General features: G+C 43.1%; 17 protein-coding genes. 14 read left to right on the top strand and 3 right to left on the bottom strand.

Going from position 1 to position 20,485, the window contains the following annotated elements:
* Nucleotides 1-19: 19 nt before the first annotated feature.
* The 3 genes from DSM107010_RS02980 to DSM107010_RS02970 all read right to left on the bottom strand — a co-directional run bounded on the left by DSM107010_RS02980 (nt 20) and on the right by DSM107010_RS02970 (nt 3,610).
* The gene (locus DSM107010_RS02980; RefSeq protein WP_106165814.1) at nt 20-1,765 is read right to left on the bottom strand and encodes a serine/threonine-protein kinase; all 1,746 of its coding nucleotides are present in this window, start codon (nt 1,763-1,765) and stop codon (nt 20-22) included.
* A complete protein-coding gene (locus DSM107010_RS02975; RefSeq protein WP_106165813.1) occupies nt 1,762-3,201 on the bottom strand; it encodes a helix-turn-helix domain-containing protein in 1,440 nt (479 codons plus the stop codon). The genes DSM107010_RS02980 and DSM107010_RS02975 overlap by 4 nt, the downstream gene beginning before the upstream one ends.
* Before the next feature lie 214 nt (nt 3,202-3,415).
* Nucleotides 3,416-3,610: a hypothetical protein gene (locus DSM107010_RS02970; RefSeq protein ID WP_106165812.1), complete on the bottom strand. Its 195-nt coding sequence runs from the start codon at nt 3,608-3,610 to the stop codon at nt 3,416-3,418.
* Nucleotides 3,611-4,079: 469 nt separating this feature from the next.
* On the opposite strand from DSM107010_RS02970, the gene DSM107010_RS02965 reads away from it, so the two are divergent.
* The 14 genes from DSM107010_RS02965 to DSM107010_RS02900 all read left to right on the top strand — a co-directional run bounded on the left by DSM107010_RS02965 (nt 4,080) and on the right by DSM107010_RS02900 (nt 20,271).
* On the top strand, nt 4,080-5,069 hold the full coding sequence (locus tag DSM107010_RS02965; RefSeq protein WP_158631725.1) for a DUF3102 domain-containing protein: 990 nt from the start codon (nt 4,080-4,082) through the stop codon (nt 5,067-5,069).
* A gap of 643 nt (nt 5,070-5,712) precedes the next feature.
* On the top strand, nt 5,713-6,081 hold the full coding sequence (locus DSM107010_RS02960; protein WP_106165810.1) for a helix-turn-helix domain-containing protein: 369 nt from the start codon (nt 5,713-5,715) through the stop codon (nt 6,079-6,081).
* A 107-nt stretch (nt 6,082-6,188) separates the two neighbouring features.
* Complete coding sequence (locus DSM107010_RS02955; RefSeq protein ID WP_106165809.1) at nt 6,189-6,767, top strand: hypothetical protein; 579 nt, start codon at nt 6,189-6,191, stop codon at nt 6,765-6,767.
* Nucleotides 6,767-9,886 carry a hypothetical protein gene (locus tag DSM107010_RS02950; RefSeq protein WP_106165808.1) on the top strand — a complete coding sequence of 1,040 codons (3,120 nt, stop codon included), beginning with the start codon at nt 6,767-6,769 and terminating at the stop codon, nt 9,884-9,886. Before DSM107010_RS02955 ends, DSM107010_RS02950 begins: the two co-directional genes overlap by 1 nt.
* Nucleotides 9,887-9,895: 9 nt before the next feature.
* Complete coding sequence (locus DSM107010_RS02945) at nt 9,896-10,738, top strand: hypothetical protein (RefSeq protein WP_106165807.1); 843 nt, start codon at nt 9,896-9,898, stop codon at nt 10,736-10,738.
* A gap of 5 nt (nt 10,739-10,743) precedes the next feature.
* Complete coding sequence (locus DSM107010_RS02940; protein WP_127022315.1) at nt 10,744-11,949, top strand: hypothetical protein; 1,206 nt, start codon at nt 10,744-10,746, stop codon at nt 11,947-11,949.
* Nucleotides 11,950-11,956: 7 nt separating this feature from the next.
* The gene (locus DSM107010_RS02935) at nt 11,957-12,691 is read left to right on the top strand and encodes a hypothetical protein (RefSeq protein ID WP_106165805.1); all 735 of its coding nucleotides are present in this window, start codon (nt 11,957-11,959) and stop codon (nt 12,689-12,691) included.
* A 159-nt stretch (nt 12,692-12,850) separates the two neighbouring features.
* The gene (locus DSM107010_RS02930; RefSeq protein ID WP_106165804.1) at nt 12,851-14,308 is read left to right on the top strand and encodes a TrbI/VirB10 family protein; all 1,458 of its coding nucleotides are present in this window, start codon (nt 12,851-12,853) and stop codon (nt 14,306-14,308) included.
* Nucleotides 14,305-14,823 (top strand): hypothetical protein, encoded by a 519-nt coding sequence (locus tag DSM107010_RS02925; protein ID WP_106165803.1) that lies wholly within the window; start codon nt 14,305-14,307, stop codon nt 14,821-14,823. Before DSM107010_RS02930 ends, DSM107010_RS02925 begins: the two co-directional genes overlap by 4 nt.
* 40 nt (nt 14,824-14,863) lie before the next feature.
* Nucleotides 14,864-16,771, top strand: coding sequence for a hypothetical protein (locus DSM107010_RS02920; protein ID WP_106165802.1), 1,908 nt, complete (start codon nt 14,864-14,866; stop codon nt 16,769-16,771).
* Between the two features lie 5 nt (nt 16,772-16,776).
* On the top strand, nt 16,777-17,316 hold the full coding sequence (locus tag DSM107010_RS02915) for a hypothetical protein (RefSeq protein WP_106165801.1): 540 nt from the start codon (nt 16,777-16,779) through the stop codon (nt 17,314-17,316).
* Between the two features lie 20 nt (nt 17,317-17,336).
* Entirely contained in the window at nt 17,337-19,175 is a 1,839-nt protein-coding gene (locus DSM107010_RS02910; protein WP_106165800.1) for a type IV secretory system conjugative DNA transfer family protein, read from the top strand.
* Nucleotides 19,176-19,205: 30 nt separating this feature from the next.
* Nucleotides 19,206-19,787, top strand: a complete 582-nt coding sequence (locus DSM107010_RS02905) for a hypothetical protein (protein WP_106165799.1) — start codon at nt 19,206-19,208, stop codon at nt 19,785-19,787.
* A gap of 52 nt (nt 19,788-19,839) precedes the next feature.
* Nucleotides 19,840-20,271 carry a hypothetical protein gene (locus DSM107010_RS02900; RefSeq protein WP_106165798.1) on the top strand — a complete coding sequence of 144 codons (432 nt, stop codon included), beginning with the start codon at nt 19,840-19,842 and terminating at the stop codon, nt 20,269-20,271.
* The last annotated feature ends 214 nt before the right edge of the window (nt 20,272-20,485 follow it).

Genomic DNA, 20,485 nt, shown 5'->3' with positions numbered 1-20,485 from the left:
AAAATCGACAATGCATTAGTTATCTATATTTTCTCAGTAAAGGCTTATTTTGCCAAATTCTGTCAAGGATTTGCTGTCGCCATACCTGTACCTCCGGCAAACTCGAATTCAGCAAAAGACAGGCTTCCCAATTTGCACGGGGATCTCGGGCAGTTGCTTCTGCCAACCGTGCTAGCAGACAGTAGGCATCTGCTCTTTGCGAGTTGAGTTCTAGCGATTTTTGCAAGTATTGCTCAGCCACTGCGTACTGTTTTCGTTCGAGTTTAGCCCAGCCAATATTTTTATACAAAGTGGCTTGAATTTCGTTGCCGTTACTATCATTTAGTCCCATTCGGACTAAATCTATAGCTTCGTCATAGTGTTTTTGAAGAATTTTTAATCTCGATAAATTATTGATAGCTTGTTTGGCGCGACCGTTACTGTTTGTAATAGCGAGTCTATACTGCTTTTCTGCTAAAGCATATTCTCCTAGCTCGTCATAATAACTCCCCAGCCCGAAACGCCCTTCCCAATTATTGGGATCGAGTTCAAAAGTTTTTTGGTAATTACTTAGTACGCAATTTTTATCTTGTAACTGTTGGCAAACTAATGCTAAATTGTTACGAGCATCTATATCTTTTGAATTAAATTTTATTGCTAACTGGTAGAAGTTTTTTGCAGCAACAGGATAGTTTTGATGGCGATAAGCTTGATTGAAGTAATAATTAGAAACTGCCCAGTTAACTGCTTGATACAAAGGCAAAAATCCTATTCCAATTAAACTAGCAACGATAGGCAATAATACTTTCAATTGGGTTAGTTGTGCCAGTTTTGATTCAAAAGGTATTTTTTCAATCCTTTGTAGGACAATCCCTGCATTTTGCGGACGATTGCCTGGGAGATGAGCCATCAAATCGTCAATTAAATTTGCTAGAGGTCGGTCAATTTGCGGTGCTTTATTTCTCCAGATTAATTGACCCGTTTTAGAGTTTTGAGGTAGATCGAGTACGGAAATACCTGTTAGTAAATGAACGAAAGTCTTTCCAAGCGCAAAAAAATCCGATTGCGGTACGGCTTTTCCGTTTATTTGCTCTACAGGCGTGTAGCCAGCAGTGCGAATAACCGTTACATCATAAAACTTACTACCTCCAGCAATATGCTCTATATCTCTACTTATTTTTGCCAAATAAGTATTAGTTGTATCGCGTACCGCGCCGAAGTCAATTAAAACTAGTTTATTTTCGGGAGTAAAAATGATGTTTGATGGTTTAATATCCCGATGAAAAAAACCTTGTCCGTGCAACTGTTCTAAAGTTTTTGCTATTTGAGCAAGCCAATTTATAGCTTGAACTTGAGAAATTCTACCATTTAGCTCTATCCAATCAGCTAAATTAAGCCCAGGAATTTTCTCCATAACAAGGCAACGTAATAATGGAGCATTTCCATTTGGTTGAAACTCAAAAAAGTCATCTATATCAACTTTAGGAATACCAGGATTATCGATCAGTTGTAATACATTAGCCTCTCGCTCTATTAACTCAATCAGCTTAGAGTTACTAGAGTTAAGTACCTTCATAACTTTATGTGTTCCTGGCGGGTCTAACCAAGTTCCTTTTTCGTCTACGACTTCAAATATTTCTACGCGATCGCACTCATCTAGCGATCGCAGTGGTTCTAGCAAGCGGAATCGCCCGTTAATAAGTAACTGAGTGCCACAAGTCTGACACGATTGAGCTTCATCAGAGTTTGGTCGCTGACGACACCAAGGATTAATACAATATTTCACACGACAGAACCGCTCCAGTCGAGGTTGGGCTTAGATCCCAGTCGATTTAACGATTGCAGCTTGTCTTTTTTAAGTAAGTAGCTTTTAAATAGAGGTGGTAGCGTAAAAAACAATTCTTTCGTCGTTCTATCTTTACTAATTATAATTAGCGAACAGCTGTCTAAATTTTCTACAGCTACTATAAAATTTGAAAGTGAAATATTATTTTTACACCTGATTTTTAATTCCATAAACAGCTGATCGAATCCGACTAGAGAATTATCTATTATTACTTGTTCTGTCAAATACAGAATTATCTCTTTTTCTAAGGGAGGTAATCGGTCGGGTCGATACTGCTGCCCTAAAACTTCTTTGTAAATTTCAAAAATTAATTCTGACTTGTAACTGAGAAATTTTGTAACGCTGCCATCAAAATAATTAATAATTTTTTCCGTAACTAACTTAATAATACTAGGATTACCCAAATAAGGTTCGAGCATTTGCTCCCACTTATGTTCGTCAGTTAATTTCGCAGCCTGAAGTATTCCTTTTGCTGCCTCTAAATCTAATCCCCCCAGCTTCAAAGAGTAACACGGTCTTCCCGACCGCTGTAGTTTTAACATGCTTTTTAAAGGCTTGCTATTTGTTAAAATAATACAGCTAGAATGCTCTTCTTCTATAATTCTTCTGAAGAAACTATTGTACTCCACATTAATTTCTTCTCGATCGTTTGCAGCGTTAGAACCATCCTCCAATAATCCATCTAATTCGTCCAAGACAATAAAGTAGCTATTTTCTCGTAAAGCTTTTATTAAACAAGAAATCTTTGCTTGTTCGTCTCGTTCGCTCGTATTTTTGGAAAACTGCGTGGAAGTGAGATCGAGTAGTTCGTTTACTAAATCCTTTAGCTTTGGTTGGTGCTGTACTGTCTTCCATATTACAAATTTGAACTGACAAATTATAGATCCGTTGGCAAAATTCTCGATTAATTTAGCTATTAAGGCACTTTTACCAATACCCGCTTCTCCATAAAGAACTACACATCGGTTCTTACTTGTTAATTCTGCTAATTCTGTCAACTCTCGGCTGCGTCCTTGAAAACCAGTTACGCACGGGGGTCGTCCGGCTATCTTAATAGCTGAATTTAATGAATTCTTCCCTAACGCTTCTGGTTGCCGATCTGCAAGTGTTTCTAACTTTTGTTCCAAAAGCAATCTGAAATTCCGCTTCGTAACCCTTACCCCATCCGTTATCGCGAGTGTTAACAAATTCCATACTTGGGGAGCTACTACTGCTCTCAAATAAATAGAGCTATGCGGCAAAATTTCTGCTATCTGCTCGTAGCTTCTCCCATCCCAAGCAGCAGCTAAAAAGTCTTTTTCTTTTCTAGTTAAGCTTCTGCCTATTTTAAGTTTTACTTGTCGATCTATCGACTTTATAACTATATCAAAATCCATTTTTTCTTTACTAGCTATATTTAAACGCGAGATAGTAGCAGCGATCGCTGATAGCAAATTTTACGGTCTACTGGAACGAACAGTTGAAAGATAGATATAGCTCCTCAATATATAGCACGACTTTTGCAGCCAATCGTCTTGCTACCTTAGTTTGATTACTATTATTGTTATGTACAATATACAAAATGTTATCTACAAAGTCACATACAATTCCTTAATCGGACGTGTCTCTGAGCCGATGTCTCTCGATCAGGTCTTTATTTTCCGGCTTGTCGAGCCAATCAGCGATTGCTTCTTCAAGTACATCACCAATTGACAAATCTTTATCCATTCGTAAAGCGATTACAGCTCTCATTACCCGTCTTAAATCTGCTGGTATGTAGCCTCTAATTTCCTCTTTATCAGCCATAGCTCAAAATATAATTCGAGCTTAATCATCCCATAGCTCATTCGACTTTCTTCGTTTATGCGTATTTACGTAAACGCATTTACGCGAATGCGCGGATACGCGCTAAACTATTTAACTAGAAAACAGGAGAGCTAAAGCCGCTTGCACTCTGCAAGCGATCTTCGCTTCTGCTCCATAAGAACGACTCGACTAAGCCTTACTGGTGAATAGTGAATAACTAGAACGATGAAGGAGGCAAGTGCTACAAATTGCAGATCAAGACAAATAGCCGACCGAAGAAAGCTTAATGACAATTGTACTGGCTATCGTCACGTTAGTCTCTTATTATACCATGCCTTTTGTATTGACTTATGCAGTATGCTACTGTTTAATTTTAAAAGAAACTTTGTAGATAACAATCATTTAAACATAATCTACAAAAAATTTATCAACGCAAATTGTTTACTTCTTTATGGATTTGGGGAGTAGTATGATTGCACGCGAAGTATCTTGTGAATGTTTAAGCTCCGAATTCTCGAATCGTTTGTATGCTTGTCACAAATTTGACTATGCAGCCTTGGACAGTGGAACTCGCTTGCTAGCCCAAGAACACGCTCGCGAAATAAAATCTCTGTTGCGTCGAAGTGCCGACAATATGTTTCAAATCGGGCAGAGCTTGATAGATGTTAAACAATCGCTCCCTCACGGCTATTTTTGTAAATGGATCGATTCGGAATTTAATTGGAGCGAGTCAGCGGCTAGAAAATTCATGCAGGTAGCGCGACAGTTCAAATCGGTAAAAATTACCGATTTGAATATTACCACTAGTGCTATCCTTGCTCTAGCTCGTAATTCCGTCCCCGATCGAGCACGTAACGAGGCAATCGCTCGCGCTCGTCAAGGTGAAGTTATTGAAAGCAAGATAGCTAAGGAAATCATCAACCGACACAAGCAATTCATGTCAAGTACGGAGCGAATGACTGTAGATATAGACAACAACAGTCAGACAGTAGATGTCGATGCCAAAGTTGTAAGAGAGCCTGAATTGGAATCTATTGAACTATTAGCAAATCTTCAGTTGAATGACTCGGCTGCCACGGACAACAGTAGCGAACAGATAATATCGGGATTTTTAAATGGAGATCCTAGTTCTGCTCAATCGCTTGGAAATTTGTGCGACAATTTAGCTGTCGAGAGCGAGACGAGAGAAACGTTTGATATAGAAGTAACAGCACCAATTACTATGCTTGGTTTAGCCGATGTGGGCGCTACAGGCAATTCTCTCGTTACCAGTATAGAAAGTATGTCCTACAGGCAAATTGCCGATACTTTAACAGCGATCGTGCAATGTACGAAACTAACAACTTTTAATTCAGCTAACTCAGCGGACAAAGATATCTTAATGTCGATCGTCGAGCGATCTCAACTCTTAACTGAAAATGCAAAGCGCTTGTTAGAGCAAATGCATTTTCAAGAGTGACTTCAGCTCTCTCTAAACTAACAGTCTGTCGTTTTAGTCTTAGATGACAAAATAACTGCTGTCCGATTGAATTTGCTCTACAACGACTTCTTCACAAAGTTGCGCTATTTTTTGCTGACCCTGCTACTCGAAGCAAGCAATAGGGGTAAAGGTAGATATTTTTGCGCCACTGAGCTTAAAACTAACGTTAACATTTCTTCATTTGCTGGTAGTCTTTTACTATTGACTCTACTTTTGAATGATATAAGCTTTATATGTACATCAGGCATAGGGCTTTTTGCTGTCTCCAAAATGCTCAAAGTGAGTTTGAATTATGACTTGAGTTGGTAGTAACTTCAGCTAACCAAATCAAGACTTACTGATGAGAGTGCAGTAGGCGCGTATGCGTTGCCCCAAGGAGTTATCACTGTTGCCCAAATGTCATTTCTTGCCAGTTAGCTCGAAAGAGGGCGTGCGCGGATTTTGATGGAGGTTAACTATATAACTCCCAGTAGTATCACCTTGTAATTTCAGGAAAAAGACAACTCAGGTTAAGAAGCAATTGCCATCCTCACTTGCTTTCTTTGCCGTCTATTAATTTGCACTAGCAAACAATACCGCGATCGCTTAATTGGGATTGCGTACAATTACTATGGCATGAATTATGGATAAAAGCAATACCAGCACGGGTTCTGAATGCAAATTGCTAACTTGGCAACAACAAGCAGTTGACTGGCTGTTACTTGGATTTTCTCAAGAGGTAATAGCAGCAGAACTCGGTATCGGTCGAGAAACCTTGGATAGCTGGTGCAAAGATAAGTCTAGCTTTGCTATAGCGTTAGAATCGCGCCGACAAGAGCTGCGGATTGAAGCATTGAGCATGGAAAATTTGTTCGGGCAATCTATCAATCGCGTAGAGCGAGAACTTAATGACAACGGTAGCTTTGAGAAAGAAGATGTGAAGGTGGCGTTCGATATCATCAAATTGTTATCTCCCTATAAATACCTGCGTATATCAGAGCAATCTGTATAGCATTGCAAGTAGTTAGAGTGCGAAAAGCCCCTCAGAAGTAATGCAAGTTACAACCTTGTCCGAACTGAAACTGGAATCCGAATAACTACTACAAATAGGAAGTACTTATGTTAGTTCAAAGAATAAACAAAAGTTGTGTCGGAGAAGAAATACGCAGCCGTTTGGCTCAACTCAAATCAAAGTCTTACAAAACTTCTTTCCTACTAACTTTGTACGTTGTAGCAACAGACTTTTTATTCAATAGCGTACCGTTTACCCTACTGACCGTACTCGCGATCGGAATGGCAATTATCTGCAATCGAGTCCCAAAACAGAAAATGCAGCATTACTACATTGCAGTTCTGAGTTTGGGTACGGCTTTGCTAATACCGTCATCCACAGTTCTAGCTCAAAATACACCTAGACAGAACCAAGGAAGCGGAGGCGGAGGTATTTTCGGAAATTTACCTCAAATCTTTAGCAATGCAGCTGGTGCTACTGGTGGTGGTACGATTACCAAAATATTTGCAGTAATTGGGGCTGCTTTAGCTTGCATTGCTATATTTACATTTTTTCAAGGTATCACTCGAATGCGTGATGGATCTGAGTTTGGCACGGCAATGGGTCCGTTTTTGTGGTGTTTGACGTTTGCTGCTGGTTGTCCGTTAATCATATTGTTATTCACTGGTGGTAATACGGGTTTCTGATGGTAAGTAATAAAGCTAACAAACCAGAGCGGCACTCTAGATACCCAATTACCGCAAATCCTGTAATTGGCAAAAACCCTACAATAGCAGGGCTACCATCAGAGCAGTTACCCTTCTTCATTTGTTTCGGAATAGTTGGATTTCTAGGCAAGTTTTACCTCCACTGGGACTGGTTGTGGACGATCGGTATTGTTGCTTGGATGTGCGGTAGTTTTTGGTTACTATCAGGTGGCTACCCCAATAAATTCCTCTCTCAATTTCATCCCAACCCAAAACTGAGGCGCAAAAACATTTCTTGCCAATGGCAGTCGAACGTTCCTTTGCCAGTTAAGACAACTTCCACCATGAATCTCCCCTTTGGTTTTGGAGGGCGAAAAATTATTACTCCTGGACTGCCATCTGAATCGTATTGCGTGGCTGAAGATGCATTTGACATCCTGTGCTACGTGCAAGTTGACTTACAAGGACGGCAAGTAGGGTTGCGGTTGTTGAAAGCAGGAAAGAATCGGTTCAAATTCACCTTTGACTTCTTAATTGACGGCGAACATCCGACGCTGACTGAGGAAAACGCTCAAACTACTTTGAATAATTGGGAAAGCGGACTGAATGGCTTGCCTTTTGGAGAGCGAATGACCGTGGAGTGCGAGTCATTCTCTAGTGACGATATCCGTCAAGTCGAACTAGAAGAATATGCCAGTAAAAAATCCAATCTACTCTACGCTCTGATTCGCGCCCAGCAACAAAAAGCAGGAGAGCAAAAGCGGAAAGGGCTGCGAAACCCCAAAGATATTAGAATTACTTGTACGTACACTCCATTAGAAAAAGATGCCGATGTGACGGATATAGTTGGTAGAGCGCTAACATCTCTAAAAGAATTTTTCAAGACTTTTAAAGGACAGAAAGAGGTACTTGATCGCCAGCTTTTGCAACAGACACTGACTCATGCATATACGAAGGGCTATTTGCAGTGGGACGGGATCGTTAACGAATTAATGAAACTCAACGGTAGGATTGACACTGCAAAAGGACTTTGGGAACGGGACTGGAACTTTTTACATTACGGCGATGCTCCAGCTATTCCTCAACTACTCGTCCTCAACGAAAAAGGTATATCTGTGGAGCAAAACAACGCGCTGCTGTGTGCTTCCGTGTTGTTAAGCGGGGAGCGAGGGCGCGATGCCACGCCCTACACCGGACGCGAGTGGGTATATGTAAAAGACAAATACGTAGGATATTTGGAACTAGGCAAATTTGGAGAATACACGAATGCCGTAGATCAGCTCCGCCATATGTGGTTGCCGCAGACCAAGACACGAGATTATAGATTCGCCGCTACTTTTTGGGTAGACGACGTACACCTACGAAAATTTCAACTCGAACGACAAACCCGTAACGCTAAAGAGCTGTCGATCAAAGCCCTTAAGAGTAAAACCGTGGATGTCAATGCTGAAGAACGGGCGGCTTGGTCGATCGCGGCACGGCAGGCAATTGAGCGTGGTGAGAACATGATAGGCGTATCGGCTGGTGTATTTCTCTATCGTTCCAATCCTCAAACTCTAGAACAAGATCTGCATAAGTTAGCTACTTATTTTAAGTCTACAACCATTTGTGAAACGGAACTCGCTTACCTGCGGTGGTTGCAATCTTTGCCTTTTACTTGTAGCTGCCCTTCTAGCGATTTCTACAGTAACAAGTACCTTTATTCAAGTTATGAAGCGATTACTCTCTTACCACTATTAAACACGCAACAGATCCATCATCGGGGTATCGAGCTATTAGCAAAAGAGGGCGGTACGCCAATTTACTTCAATCTATATAAGGTTTTAAGATTAGCTATTTTTGCTACGAGTAGAGGTGGTAAGTCCGTATTTTTAGGTGAAATTCTAATTCTGTGCTTAATTCTCAACATTCCTTTCATTGCTCTAGATTTTCCCCGACCAGACGGCACGTCCACTTTCTCCGATCCAATTAACTTACTGGCACAAAGCGGTGAAAAGTGCTTTTACGTCGATACTTTTGTATCTTCTAACAATCTACTTGAGTTTCCCGATTATAGTGGACTTCCTAAAGCTGAAGAACGGACTCAAGAGATTCGCGATTTTCATGTAGACGCAATTGTAACTTTAGTAACTACAGATGCAGATGACGAACAGGATATCAGAGACTTAGTAGTGCCGTCCCTCCACGATTTTTACCTTCAGCCAGAAATAGTACGGCGGTACAAGGCAGCAAATGTAGCAGGGTACGGCACGCCAGAACATGAAAATACACCTACGTTGTGCGATTACCTAGAGTTTGCCGAATGGTGGATGCCCGAATACATAGCAGCAAACGACCCAACAATTACTGATATCCAACGAGAAGCAGCCGGACGAATTTTGGCACGGCTGAGGGGGATACTCAAGAGTTCGTTAGGGAGAGCGATCGGTCGTCCCACATCTTTTCGCTCCGACGTTATGGGACTAGTATTCGCCTTCCGTAACCTGTCAAGCAACCGAGAAGCTAAGATCTTGATGCTAGCAGCCTACTCTGCCCTTTTGCGTCGAGCCTTGGAGAGTCCTATTAGCGTCTGCGTTCTCGACGAACTTTCAATATTAGCAGGTTTTCCGTCTATTATGCGGATCGTCGGACAGTTCTGTGCCAATGGTGGTAAGTGGGGATGTTCCGTCATTGTGTCGGGGCAAGAACCAAATTCTCTGGCACAAACGGCAGTTGCTTCCCAAATATTTGACAACTTGACGGCTGCCATGTGCGGACATATCAAAGGGACTGCGATTCAATCGATGTCAGATGTTTTAGGATTCGAGCGATCGCTGGTAGCACCTTATGCATCTAGTTCGGCTAAACCTTCTGCCATTAGCTTAACTTCCAACTGGCTGATTAATTTGGACGGCACGACTCATATCGAGTGCCTGTATCGCTCTAACAGACTGATGCTAGCTCTGATGGCGAATAATCTTGACGAGTCGGCGGCGCGCTCGCGGGTCATGGCAGCTTATGAAGATCCCCTAGAGGGACTACTTGCTTTTGCCAATCTTTACGAACGCGCTCTAGTTGCGGGATTGCCAATGGATACGATTCAACCAGCACCTCAGCTGTTGGCAAAAGTTGCGAATTAGGAGGATGTAATGGTAGTAAAGATAGATCGACGATATAAAAAATGGTGTTTAATTGGTGCGAGTATAGCCGCGCTTTTTGTTTCTGCTGGTGTTGCTTGTGCGGGGATTACGAGGGATGCTGATAACATAATTAGAGGAATAGATCGCAGAATAGATCGCATCAGTCCAATAGTTAAAAAGATTGGTGGACCTGATACATCATCGGTAATCGATCAAATTAGTAAGTTTCTTAGTCATGCGGATGATTTTCTTGATGAAATCGAGCAGTATTGGGATGAAATTTCCGGTTTTTATCGCGATATTATCGGTTTCGATCTAAATGGAATTATCTCTGATGTAGATAGAATCACGGGAATTTTGGGTATTCCTAACCCATTAGCAGTCCGCTCTACTATTATGCAGCAAGCGTCGATGCCTAACCAGGTTATCACGGCAAAAGCTGGAGCTAACGCTATAGATCGGCAAGTCGTAGAGGGAGTCATCTCAGGAGTTTTAAGCAAGCGCGGACAAGAAATAATTGCAGATCAGCAAAAAACGGTTCTCAATTCTATAGATCAGTCCAACACTGCCGCTCGCCATGCTTTAAAGCGAAACGTTACTCAGGATGTTTTGAAAGATATTGCCGTACAGCAGACAACACTAGCAGCAATAGCCGGACAATCATCCGCTCAGCTCACAGCAATTCAAACTCATACGGCAGCTTCTAATTTAATGCTGGACGATATCAGTACCACGCTCGATCAAGTGTCGGTCATTGGTGAACTAGAACGGCAGCAGACGCTTAACTCCAAAATTGCTGCTTCTCAAAATTTGTGGATTCCTGGACTGGATAGATACAGTAACGATGAGTGATAAAAATGATGTTTCAGTCTTACTATTTGGCACTAGATACTTTTAGTGACTTGATGAATAATACTAAAACTAATCAAGAAGCTATTACACAAGCTTGGAATCTTAATTGGCAAATTCTTATATTACCCAAAAACAATTTAATTTTTCAGCAACTAGCTTATGCAGCACGAGTCATTGGTGCGTGTTGCTTTCTCTACTCATTTTATAAAGCAATACAGCATTTGAAGCAGACCTTTGATATTGAGCAATTCATGTTTTTGATTCGCCCTATGATGGTGCTGATTTTACTGATTCCCAATGGCGATCATTCTGCTCAAGTAGCTTTCGGCTTGCATAGAATCTTTGAACGCGGCATTTCTGGTTTTTTAGCTCAGGAAGTCAATGGAGTCAAAATTAAGCAAGTCATCTACGATCCGATCGCGACAGCTAGTGCTAGGGATGCATTGATTCAAGAACTCAATCAATGTAGCGCCCGCCCGATGGTCGCCCCTGCAATTGAATACGGTTCGCCGCAACTCACTCAAACGGAGTGCATCAATAATTTGAAAGAACGTGCCGAAGAATTACAAAATACTTACGAGCAACAGTATTGCGGAGGCTTTTGTCCAGGAGCAGTAAGATTTTTTAAAACTTTTGCCAATACAATAACTGATGTTTTGAGCAAAGGAGCTTTTAAACCAACCAATAAAGCTAATCCTATAGGAGTACTTTCACCGGATAGTACTGTAGTTGGAACTGTTCTGAGCGCGCTAAAAGATGTTGCTAATGCTGCCGGAGGCTATGCTGCTCAATCGGGAATGGAAGCTTCACTCTATGCCAAGTCATGGATGTTTACGAATTCAATGGAAGGAGGACAGTTATTATCGGGATTGATTTTCCCAATAGTTCTGGCGTTGTCGTTGATGCCGGAAAAGAGAATGTTAGTTTTCGATTGGTTTGCGATCTATGGCTCTTTTGCCCTAGCGCTTCTCTATTACGACATAGTTATAGGTCTGACAGCCTATATCTTAGTTTACTCTAAATCTCAAGCCATGAATACTTTGCAGTATGCTTATATGCTCGGCTATGGCGCTCCGGCGATCGCTCTTGGTCTGGCAACTGGGGGAGCATTTGTGGCGATAAAGGCAGCAAATCAGTCCTATGCCGAGCAAATAGGGATGGTAACGAGCGTAGCAAATTCTGTAATTTCCATAGCAACTATCCTAATCTAGTGTCAATATGCACCGTCTTCCCTTTGATAGACCCCGTTTTCACTCTAGTAACTTTATCCCACTGACTCAGCTTGCTGTGTTGGCGATCGCGCTCTTACTTTTGTTAATGATTTTCTACATGGGAACGCAGTTGAGCGCTTTGGCACGTAAGCCTCCTCCTTCATTAGTACAGTTGGTTGACGGGCAGGTAATTCAAGTTGCCCCTGCTCTATCTGATTATAGAACTCTAGGTGTTGTATCTCGCGTAGCACAGGAGTGGGAAACGCTCACTTACAACTGGTCGGGAAAGCTCCCCAACGGCAAAACCGATCCAGGTATCAATATCGGTGAAGGTAAAAAAGTTACTACTGCAACCTGGGATGCTGCTTTTCTCCTGAGCGAGGATTTTCGGCGGGAGTTTCTACAAGGAATTGCCGATATTACCCCTGCAGAGATTTTTGAATGTCCCGACCGAGGTGTTTGCCAACTACAAACCGTACTGCAAATCGATCGACTATTGCCACCCAAACAGATTGATCGAGGTCAGTGGTCGATAGACTCGATCGGGCATTTGCTCGCTTTCAACTTGAGTCAGCCGATAGGAGACCCGATGCCGATCAATAAAAGGATTCGTCTTAAAGCAATTCCCCCACCTCGCTATCCGCTTGAAAAAGGATTATCTCCCCTTCAACAAGCTGCATATCACTTGAGAGAAGCAGGATTAGAAATTATTCTCATTGAGGATATACCTAATGCTGCTTGAAGGCGGCAGATGTGGAACTTATGTCTACAAATAAAGTTAAGCTCTTGTTATTCTATCGAGCAAACCTAACAAAACTAGATTGTAAACTTCAACGGAGATGCGGAGTTCTTTAGCTGGCAAATAATTGCGATCGCGTTAAGAATTCTGTAGTTGAATAAAATGGATAAGAGCAAAATTGATGAAGAATTAGGCTATCAGCACGACGAACAAGCTGTAGCCACGGCATCTATGGATGAAGTTCCCCTCTTAGATGCTGGCGATCGCATCAAGCCAGCTCAGGTCAAACGCCAGCGTTCTTTTGGTAACAAACCTCTTCCCCGCCTGATTTTGATCGGTACGGGTAGCTTTCTGGCAATGCTAGTAGTGGTGGGCTTTATTAAGGGCGATACTAACAGTGGTGGTACTTCCCAACAACAACCAGCTACAACAAATACCCCTCCCCAACAAGAATCAGACCTTGCAGCTGAAAATGCCAAATTAAAAAGGCAGTTAGCTCTTGCTTCTCAAAAGCAGCAACTCGCCAATTTGAGAGCGCAGCTTGCCAAGCCTAAACCTATCGTTACGCCTCCCTCTCCTCGTCTCTCTCGAATTGCCTCCACTCGCCCCATTACAGCTTCACCTGTACGCCAAGTAATGTACGTTCCAGCCCCCAAACCAGTAATTACTCATTCTCAACCTGCAAGACCTCAGCCCGCTACGCCCGTTCCAGATGCTACTCCTTCCCCCGATCCGTACCAAGCTTGGAGCCAAGCTGCTACTTTAGGCAGAATTGGTAGTACGTCGGCAACAGATACTTCTGAAAGTACTAGTCAAATGCAAGCTTCAAAGATTGACAATTCTGACGAGTTGAATTTGGAAGGCGAAGCGAATATCTCAGCATCCCAACCGAGTGGAGGGATAGGTGAACCTCCATCTCAACTCACTCCACAAGCGCAATCACCACAATCGAGTGACTTGTCGAGCGGTAATTACTCGAATACCTCTCCCAGTTTGATCGTCGGTACGCACGCTGCGGGAGAGCTAGAGACGGCGATCGCTTGGACGGGTGAGTTGCAAAATGCCGACCAACGATTCCTGATTCAACTCAAGGAACCACTGCAAGCCAACGATGGTTCGATTGCGGTTCCGCAAGCAACGAAACTAGTTGCAAGAATCGATAGCGCAACTGGTAATGGTTTGTTACAGCTTTCTGCTATTTCTCAGTTATTGCAAGTTAACGGTCGCGTTGTCGAGCAGCCTTTGCCCCCTGGAGCTATTTTGATTTTTAGCGAAGACGGTCAACCATTGCAAGCTAAAGCTCGCAGACGAAGAGACTTAGGTAGAGACATACTCATGCCCGTACTAGCGGGTGCTTCCAACGTAGCAGGATTGATAAATTCTCCTACTTCCGAATCTGTATATAGTTCGGGAGATTTTTATAATTCTACAATTAGACGCGATCGGCGAGATTATCTAGCTGGATTCGGTCAAGGAGCATCGCAGTCTTTAGTCTCTCAAATCCAAAACCGCAATCAACGATTGTCGCAAGATACTCAATCGCAGGCTCCAGTTTATCAGTTGAAGCAAGGAACTTCCGTCCAAATTTTTGTCAACCAATCATTTCCTTTTGAACGATGAAACGTTTAATTCTTCTCCCTCTTACTCTACTAGGAATATATTGCAATCCTGCTACAGCTTTTCCAACTCGCGAAGTTTTCTCCGGTCGAGCGCAAGGGATCGACGGCTCTATAATTGAGTTAGAGATTTATCCTGGCGATCCTTTTACGATCAATTTTTCTAGAACTGGCGAGACTGTAAAGCAAGTCATGGCTGGCGATCCTTCTCGTTTTACTTATGGTGGAGTAGACGGAGTTCTTTGCCCGCTGACCGTCCGAGAAAGTTGTACCAGCACGGGAACAAAAGTTGTTTTCATCAAACAGATATACCCGCCGCTTGAATTTCCCAATCAGTCGCATAGTGCAGATGGTAGCACTCAGTTAAAAATCTATACGGAAAGCGATCGAGGAATAAAAGAATATATTTTTAAACTCATTCCCGTATCAGTGGGAGTTAAAACTACTTCTAGTTATTCGTCTTTAATTATCAATCCTGACAGTTCAAAGCCTCAACCGTTATTATTAAAAAGCAAATAGAAGTAAAAATAACTATTTTTTTGCACAGGTGTAAGCTTTTATGCGTTACTCCAAAATTAGTAGATTATTACTATATTTTATTATTTGGACTGCAAGTTTCTTACTAATCTTTGCTTGTATAGAAACTGAATTTGCGTACTCGCAAAACATACAAGTCGATACAAGTACTAAACTGCCAACTATTACATACACTGACGGGCAAAAGCAAGTAGAAACACCGGATTGGTCTAAAGTTTCGTTTTCTTCGTTTCCAACTATCGAACAATCGGGATGGATCGATCTCCCTCAAGACTTAGTAAATGCTCTCAAATACGATCCCTCGCGTGTTTGGCAAGCTGGCACGTCAGTTGATGCGCTCGTACAGCTAGGCGATCTTAAAGATCGTTTCCATCTCGAAGCATTCAGCCTAAAAGACATTTCCGATCTGACGGGGTTAGCGCTAAAAAATGTAAAGCTAAACGATTTTGGGATAGCAGAGCTACAAACTCCTCTATCTTTAGTTCGAGCAGTTCCACAACTGGCAAACTTATCCATCGATAGCGTTGCACCTTTGAAAGATTTGTTAAAGCTATCAAAAGGGCTGGGCAACGGCACGATCTCTCAAGTATTGCAACAAAATCCAGTTTTTGGCAGCTTGTCTTTGGGTAAGTTAGACCTATCTCAGTACAATTTGCAATCTATTCCCGGTCTGTCGCAAGCATTTATCGGTAAGTTTGCGGGCTGGCAGCAATCTTTTATCTCTGACATTCCTGGTTTAAACCTCGTTCCCTTTGGACAGTTTCCCGTACCTTTCTTAAGCGATAGCATTTCTTTTGGTAGGACGGACGTTACCTTTTCTGATGCCGAGTTTGGTGACTCTACCTCTCCTCCCGATTTATACATTAGTGGCAGCATCGATCGCAAAGGAAAAACTGTCCCCGTGCCTTGCGATCCTGGGAAACCTTGCAGCTATATCGAAATCACCGACCCTTTTTCCAACGATGGTTCTTTGCATGGAAAGCGATGGGTTTCGGGTCTGTCTCAAAAAGTCAAAGGAGGTTTTGGTCTCTTAGCAAAAATAAACGGGGGTTGGGAACCCACGGGAATTAAGGTTTACCCAGGCGTTCCCTTCAAAGTCGTGCTGATGGGTGTTGACGAGACAAAGGGAACTGCTAAATTTGCATTGTACTTTAATTTTTGTGCCAATTTTCCATTCATAGGGAAATCTTGCGCTTCCTATTTTATCGGTCCTATCCCTTGGTTTTCAACTCGCGAAAAAGGACTTATAGTTGTAGCTTCAACTTCTCAACCTAATGTAAAGATCCCAGCAAAGTACCAAGCGCGAATTAATAAAACTAGGCAACAGTACGAACCGCAGCGGACAACCAATACTTCAGAAGTAATTAGCAGCACCTCTCTTTGCGGACAGGGACCAGGGGGTATCGATTTTCCAGCGCTGGCAGATGCGACCAGTAGCATTGAAGGCAACTACAACAGCGTCGGGCAGTGGGGATGTGATGGTGCGGGAAATTGCGGGCGTGGGTTGGGACGTTACCAGTTAATGACTTACCGTAGTGACGTTCGATCAGCAATTACAAGCCAACCAGGAGGAAGCGATTTCTACACTCGCCTTCAAGCAGGGTACAACCCATCCACTGCCGAACTCAATCGATATTTTTCTCCTCAAGCGCAAGATCGGTTATTTGTCACCGCTCAAACACAAAATATCAACCGCCTGCTACGGCGCGGAAAATCGGGCGACGAACTGGTAGCTTGTCTGGGGCAGATGTGGTATTCGGGGACTTGTAGCAATTCAAGCGGGCGCGACTACACGGGCGGTCCCACTATTAGAGAATACGGTCAGAGATTGGTGAGGAGTTACCATCAAGCGTTGGCGAAATCTAACAAAAACTGCGCCACATCCGCTACAAAAGATAATACTTCTCAATACCGATCGCAGCAAGGATAAATAACATGAAAACTCGTTCTACTTTTCTTCAACTGGTTTTTATGTCTAGTATTATTTGGATTTCCTGCCATGCTCTAGTAGGAAATGCTACCGAGATCTTGAAGTGGGAACGGTTACAGGTTGCTGCTCCAGCTTTAATCGAGCAAGTGAGCCGCGACTACACCAAAGATATCGCACCAGATCCTCCCGTTGATGTAGGACAGATGCGAGTGTCGAAAATCAGCAAGCCCAACGCGGAGACTCTCTACTTAATTAATACTCGCTTACCAGGAAAAAATCCAGATGCCAATCCCAGTTGTGGGGCATCGGGATGTTTGTTTTACGGTTACATAGAGCAAAACAATAGCTTCGTACAGGTATTCAACGGCTACGTTAACGATTTTCAACCGCAAAACGCTTCCCCGATCGTACAAGTTAGCGATCGCCTAGAGCATCGCCTACCTTGCTTGCGCTTGACTTCTTACGAAAATAACTTCCCTCAGCCTTTCGTCACTCAACTTTGTTACAACGGCGAGACGTATCAACCAGTTGAATTATCTAAGTAACGCTCAATGAAATAGATTTTATGCCCCAACACGTTCGGACAGTATCGGCAACGACCGCAGAATACAACCCTTACAGCAATGCATTTGCTCCTTTGATGCATCCCGATATGGGTTGGCGGTGGATGTTGATTGGCGGCATTATGCTATTTCTTGCCCTGAGCAATCAGTTTAGCAGCCGGAAAGGAAAACTAACGACGGGTCGCTGGGCGGGTGCGAACGAAAAGCGAGCGGCGCTCGACAGGGCGATCGTGCAGTTGCGAGAGCGCCAAAAAGATCGGGTCACACTCTATATCGGTACGCCTAAATACCGAATTAAATTTGCTCCCATTCCTACGGATGCGACCCGAAAGGAGCGTTGGGTTCGACAACTGGCGACCTGGGCGTTAGTCGCTCGTGCCAGAATTTTTACTTTGTCTGGCTTTACTTGCTCTTACCTCGTTCCCGACGCGCAGAGGGGAATCGTAGTTCTTGGCAGCCCTGGTACGGGAAAGACTGGTAGCGCGATCGATCCGATGATTCGCAGCGCGATCGATGAATCCATGTCGATGCTGATCTACGATGTCAAAGGCGACCACATGCGGCGGCACGTAGCTTATGCTATTGAGGCTGGTTATGAAGTTTACATTTTCGCACCAGGTTTTCCCTACAGTGGCACGATCAATCCTTTAGATTTTCTACAAGATGGGGGAGACTCGGCTAGTGCCAACGAAATTGCAACTATTATCAACCGCAATTCTAAACTAGCTTCTAGCAAAGGGCAGGATGACTTCTTCGGACCGCAGGGAGATCAGTTGCTAGAAACGGTACTCATGCTGGCGAAGGCTAGCCCCTATCCAGATATGCTGACAGCTTGGAAAATTTTATCCTTGCCGAAACTAGCCAAACGGCTACAGTTGGCGAGCGGGGAACATAATTTAGATCTATGGGCAGAAGTGAGCGCCACATCGCTGCTTTCTGTTGCGGATGCGGAACGCACGGTGAGCGGTATTGTGGGGACGGCAACAATTACGTTTTCTCGGTTTGTCAAGCGCGATTTTCTGCCTAGTTTGATCGGTAAAACGACGATTCCACTAAGGCTCGATGGCAAGCAAATAATTTTCTTTCAGATCGACGAAAAGCGGGAAGCAGCAACTGCCCCCCTAGTTGCTTCGTTACTGCACATGATCGTCAAGCACAATATGAACAATCAAACGCCTCGCCAGACTCCTATGGCGCTGTTTATGGATGAATTTCCCAGTTTATGGGTCCCAGACTTAGTAAATTGGATCAACCGCTTTCGATCGTATGGTTTAGTGACGGTTTTAGGCTATCAGTTTCAATCCCAACTGAAAAAAACTTACGGGCAGGACGATGCAGACTCCATAGTAGCTGCTTGCGCGACTAAGTTTGTCTTCAACCCCAACCACGAACCTACAGCTGCATCTTGGAGTAAGTATGTAGGTAAGAAAGAGGTGGTGATCAAGCCCCGTTCTAAAACCCACGGCAAGCAACACAGCACCAGCCAGTCCGAGCAATACCACCAGATCGATCTGATGACAGCAGATGAAATCAACAAAATGCGGGAACGCGAAGGCTTATTTATCAGTCCTGGTTATGAAGGTGGTGGCGCTGGCTCCGTTCCCTGGCACGTCAAAAAGTTTGTTTTACCGGAAGATGACTTGCTAGCGCAAGAGCAAAGCACAAAGCTATGGGATACAAAAGTCCGCGATCGCTTGGTAGAGAGGGCTAAGAAAACGCAGCTCCATCTAGAGGACTTCCAGTTACGAATAGAGCTTTTGCAGAGAGGGGCGATCGCGGATTGGCAGCTACCACCACCGGAGGAGGCGGAAGCTGTAGCGAGTGCAGCAGGAGAAGACTAACTCTTACTATTACAAGGAGAACGATAAGCCATGCTAGATAGAGATTTCTCTCACGTCGATTCGTCTCAACAGCATATAGTTCGCGAACAAGTTAGAACCGTTCAAAATACTGTTGAGGGAGCAGCGCGGATTTACAAGCGTTTATCGCTGAGAAAAAAAGCTCCTCCTAAAGTCAGGATAGCGATCGATAAAAATACAACTCATGCAGCTTTAGAGGAGAAATTCGATCGGAGAGCAAAGTCTGAGATTTTGAAAATTCAAACCTCAATAGAAACGTCTCCCAACATCGTAGTAGAAACTGAGACCATACATGCAGCCTTATGGAGCATGTATGGTGAACGTGTGAAAGCTAAAGTACCAGCACAAAAAACGCTGGCTGTTGCCCAACAAGCTATACGCGAGGGTCATTCTCCAGAAAACACGGTTAAAATCCTATCTCACGATCCAGAATTTCAAAAACTTCAACAACAAAATCTTGACACGGCAGAGCGTTACGCAAATCTTGCCGTTGAAGCAGCTCAACGTAAAGAGCTAGTAGCGACAAGCGGTCAACCTCAAAAACTAAAGCAGCAACAACGCAGTAAAAATAGTCAAATCGAACGCGGTTTGTGAGTAATAACAATGCATTGAAATATATGTTATCTTATCTAGCAGGAGATCAAAAATGGCTTCTTACTATCAACTACAACAGTACGAACTAGAAGCAATTCAGGCTAAGTTGCCAGCTAATTTTGCCGACTTAAAGGATGCATATCCGCTCTCAGTCGCTGCTGCTGCCACTAGTTGGGATCTACCAGTCTATCCGAAAGGCTATAAACCAAAAATTATCGAATTAAATTATACTGAAGACGATGATTTTTCTTCTCCTCACGTAGTTATTGAAGAAGGAGAAATTGTCTATTTCGACTTCCAAGTGTTTGATGTCGCTGACGGTACGCTGGGAATTTCACTCGACGAAGAGGAGCCAGCATACGTTCGGATAAAGGATCTGGTTCTTCTCAATCGTATGGAAGAAGTCGTACTGCCAAAAATTTCAATTTCAGAAGCATCGCTTTGGTTACGATTTAACCTTCCCAGCTTTCTTACCATAGCTTAAAAACATTCTTCGTTTCTAGTAGCAATTGAAGATCCGCAAAAAGATTTCAATTTACTAATGAGAGTGCAGTATGGTGAACACTTTTGTCCAAATGTTATTTCTTGTAAGACAGCTCTTAGAAGAGGTTTCGAGAAATTAATCGATGTTAACCATACCCCGCTCCCAGTAGTAAGTAAATTATGCGGTTCTAACAGACCGCTTCTCTCCAATTTAA

It is taken from the genome of Chroococcidiopsis cubana SAG 39.79, assembly GCF_003991895.1.
GTDB lineage: Bacteria > Cyanobacteriota > Cyanobacteriia > Cyanobacteriales > Chroococcidiopsidaceae > Chroococcidiopsis > Chroococcidiopsis thermalis.
The sequence above is the reverse complement of the archived record's forward strand: the minus strand, read 5'-3'. Positions and strand labels throughout refer to the sequence as shown.